Origin of the sequence: Yersinia thracica, assembly GCF_902170565.1 — a bacterium.
GTDB lineage: Bacteria > Pseudomonadota > Gammaproteobacteria > Enterobacterales > Enterobacteriaceae > Yersinia > Yersinia thracica.
Genome location: NZ_CABHXX010000078.1, coordinates 1 through 2662, shown reverse-complemented (window position 1 = coordinate 2662; position 2662 = coordinate 1). Strand labels below are relative to the sequence as shown.

The window sequence follows — 2662 nt, the reverse complement described above, 5'->3', positions numbered from 1 at the left end:
CGCCAGTTTGCTGTTACCGAGCCTAATCAGGCCTGGTGCGGTGATGTGACTTATATCTGGACGGGAAAACGCTGGGCTTATCTGGCTGTTGTACTCGATTTGTTTTCCCGTAAACCGGTTGGCTGGGCGATGTCATTTTTCCCGGATTCTGCATTGACAGCTAAAGCGCTGTCCATGGCCTGGGAAGCGCGAGGAAAGCTGGCTAATTTACTGTATCACTCGGATCAAGGCAGTCACTATACCAGCAGGAATTTCAGACAGTTACTGTGGAGGTATCAGATAAAGCAAAGCCTGAGTCGCCGGGGAAATTGCTGGGATAACAGCCCAATGGAACGGTTCTTCAGAAGCCTGAAAACAGAGTGGGTACCTGATAATGGGTACGTAAATTTTAGCGAAGCCAGCATGGCGATAACAAATTACATCACGGGATATTACAGCCAGCTCAGACCTCATCAATATAATGGAGGTCTGACGCCGAATGAATCAGAACGATTGTTCTGGAAAAACTCTAAAGCCGTGGCCAGTTTTTGTTGACCACTACAGATTGACTTATTATGTGCAGATGAAATATTAAGGGAAAAACTAAAATCTCCCAATGTCGATTTTTATTCTACCAGCATGATATTCCCTATGTCAGTCTGGGCATAGCGTAATAATGTTGTCCGTTGAAGTGTTGCCATTTTCGGAGAAAAGTATTATGTGGTGACCATGGTTTTTAGTGTCTACTTTATTGTTTATTGCAAAAAAAAATACATGTAAGCATCTAGCTCCTTTCCTTCCTTTTGTGCTTTCAGATGGTTACTTGATCTTTTTTGGTTCATTTGAGGTATCCGCTTCATTTAGTCTAAGAGCCTCAGTGATTTTTTGTGGCATTTCTCTCTTCGTTCCTTTTGCGAATGTACCTCTGGCGCCTGGTGCAACGGCACTTTTCAAATCAAATTTTTCTAATATCAAGAAACATAATGCCAACAAAATTTACACTACCAGTACACAAGTTGTCCGTGATTTTCTCAAAAGAGGTATCAGCTAAGTTAACCTGTAAGTCGGAGTAGATAAAAGAAGTAATTAACGGAGGGTGATCGCTCTGATGAATATCTGCTCCTGGCACAGAGCAGCCTGTTAGATTAGGTATAACTCTGTGATGTAATAGTGTCAGGTCGAGTTTGAGCTAATACAATTTATCCTATCAGTTCCTTCACAGATCGCCCTAACCCGCTCAATAGAAAGTCCAAGCTCTTCAGCAAGCATATGCTGAATAATATTGGCTGGGTTCATAAACTACTCAACCAGCATGACAGCCAAAGTTGCCGGTTCTCTCGAAATAGTATCCATATCGCTCCTGTCGGGTTGTATTTATACTAAACAATGCTAGGTTAGTATCTATTAACCTTCAGGGGAGAACAATATGGCAAAGTCTATTATCGACCTAATTGGCAGAGAAGAAGCCAACAGGCTGATGGCGGCGGCAGTGGCCAAGGCAGCCCAAGAGAATAGAGATCTTGGATTGCCGGAACCAGTGAAGGTTAATGGGGTATGGGTTAAAAAATATCCAGATGGAAGCACACAAAAAATATAAAATTCGGATCAGATTCTCTCTACTTATTTGGACTAAAAAAAATTAATAGGCTAATGAATGAAATTGTGTCCAAGTTCAAGAAAGAATTGGAACCTTCAGAATTAATGGGGATTGGAAAATTATTGTATATAAAATAAACACTAATTTATACAAATGATAAAAATGCTGCTAACTAAGCAGCATCCCTATATTCATCTCACTTATTAAAGTTTTTTATTTTTTTCTTTATTCCCTCATATCTCTCTATTTCATAATTAAAGCAAGAGTTATCAGGTTTTTTATATGCATACTTATCACTGTGAGTATGACCCTCCATATATCTACAACATTGAGCAAACCCATCTAATAATTCACTAACCAATTGCTGATCAAAACAAACCTTAGATAAAGAATCTATACTAACTCTTTCGTTATATCTTTGAACAACATTTTTGAATAAATCATTAATAACAAGGACTTCATAACAAGTTCTTAATGCTGTAAAACCTGACTTCAGTAGAGATTCTCTTACTGCTGGCTCACAATCTTCTTTAATCACTTTTGCATATATTTTTCTGGCTGGCTCTGCATTTCTATACTCTCTTTCATATGAAGGAGAGTTATTCAACCATATATATCCAGGATTATTATTTCTTTTTTCTATCCAGTGGCATTGGTATTTATTGTTATTTTCTTGACAGTGTGAAATTAGTATCGATACAAAAACCAAATCATGAGTAAATATAATGACTTGCTTATTAGATGATTGGTTAATTAGGCGTTTAGCTATTGAATTCTTCCTTGTTTCATCTAATGATGTAACAGGATCGTCAAAAACTATTCCTCTATTAATTTCTGAATGCTGAGTTTCGGATAGAAAATCTGCAATAGCAATAACTTTTTGCTCCCCCTCACTCAGTATTGAGTCTGGATTATTTCCTTTAAGCTTCAGTTGTCTATATGACTTCCCTGATGAACCTGTATGATTTATTTCTATACCAAAGTCTCCATCCAACTCTGTACATTCATGATTAAAAGTTTGTATATACTTTTTATTGAAATATTTATCAGATAAGGTTTTTTCCGTATCAGTTATCTATCGTTTAA

5 protein-coding genes are annotated in these 2662 nt (G+C 37.5%); 3 read left to right on the top strand and 2 right to left on the bottom strand.

What is annotated here, in order from left to right; all coding sequences use genetic code 11:
* The coding region (locus FTA91_RS11030) for an IS3 family transposase (protein ID WP_145583348.1) at positions 1-534 on the top strand (534 nt) is incomplete at its 5' end.
* Positions 535-633: 99 nt separating this feature from the next.
* Here the strand turns inward: FTA91_RS11030 and FTA91_RS20560 are convergent.
* A complete protein-coding gene (locus FTA91_RS20560) occupies positions 634-696 on the bottom strand; it encodes a hypothetical protein (protein WP_413081220.1) in 63 nt (20 codons plus the stop codon).
* A gap of 22 nt (positions 697-718) precedes the next feature.
* On the opposite strand from FTA91_RS20560, the gene FTA91_RS11020 reads away from it, so the two are divergent.
* A complete protein-coding gene (locus FTA91_RS11020) occupies positions 719-1030 on the top strand; it encodes a hypothetical protein (RefSeq protein ID WP_145583346.1) in 312 nt (103 codons plus the stop codon).
* Positions 1031-1405: 375 nt separating this feature from the next.
* Positions 1406-1576, top strand: a complete 171-nt coding sequence (locus FTA91_RS20100) for a hypothetical protein (protein WP_154581971.1) — start codon at positions 1406-1408, stop codon at positions 1574-1576.
* A 196-nt stretch (positions 1577-1772) separates the two neighbouring features.
* On the opposite strand, the gene FTA91_RS11015 is transcribed toward FTA91_RS20100, so the two are convergent.
* Complete coding sequence (locus tag FTA91_RS11015) at positions 1773-2600, bottom strand: AAA family ATPase (RefSeq protein ID WP_268967488.1); 828 nt, start codon at positions 2598-2600, stop codon at positions 1773-1775.
* Between the last annotated feature and the right edge of the window lie 62 nt (positions 2601-2662).

What these genes read in the sequence shown, in the direction of transcription:
- FTA91_RS20100 (WP_154581971.1), top strand. Translation starts at nt 1,406, where the DNA reads ATGGCAAAGTCTATTATCGACCTAATTGGCAGAGAAGAAGCCAACAGG.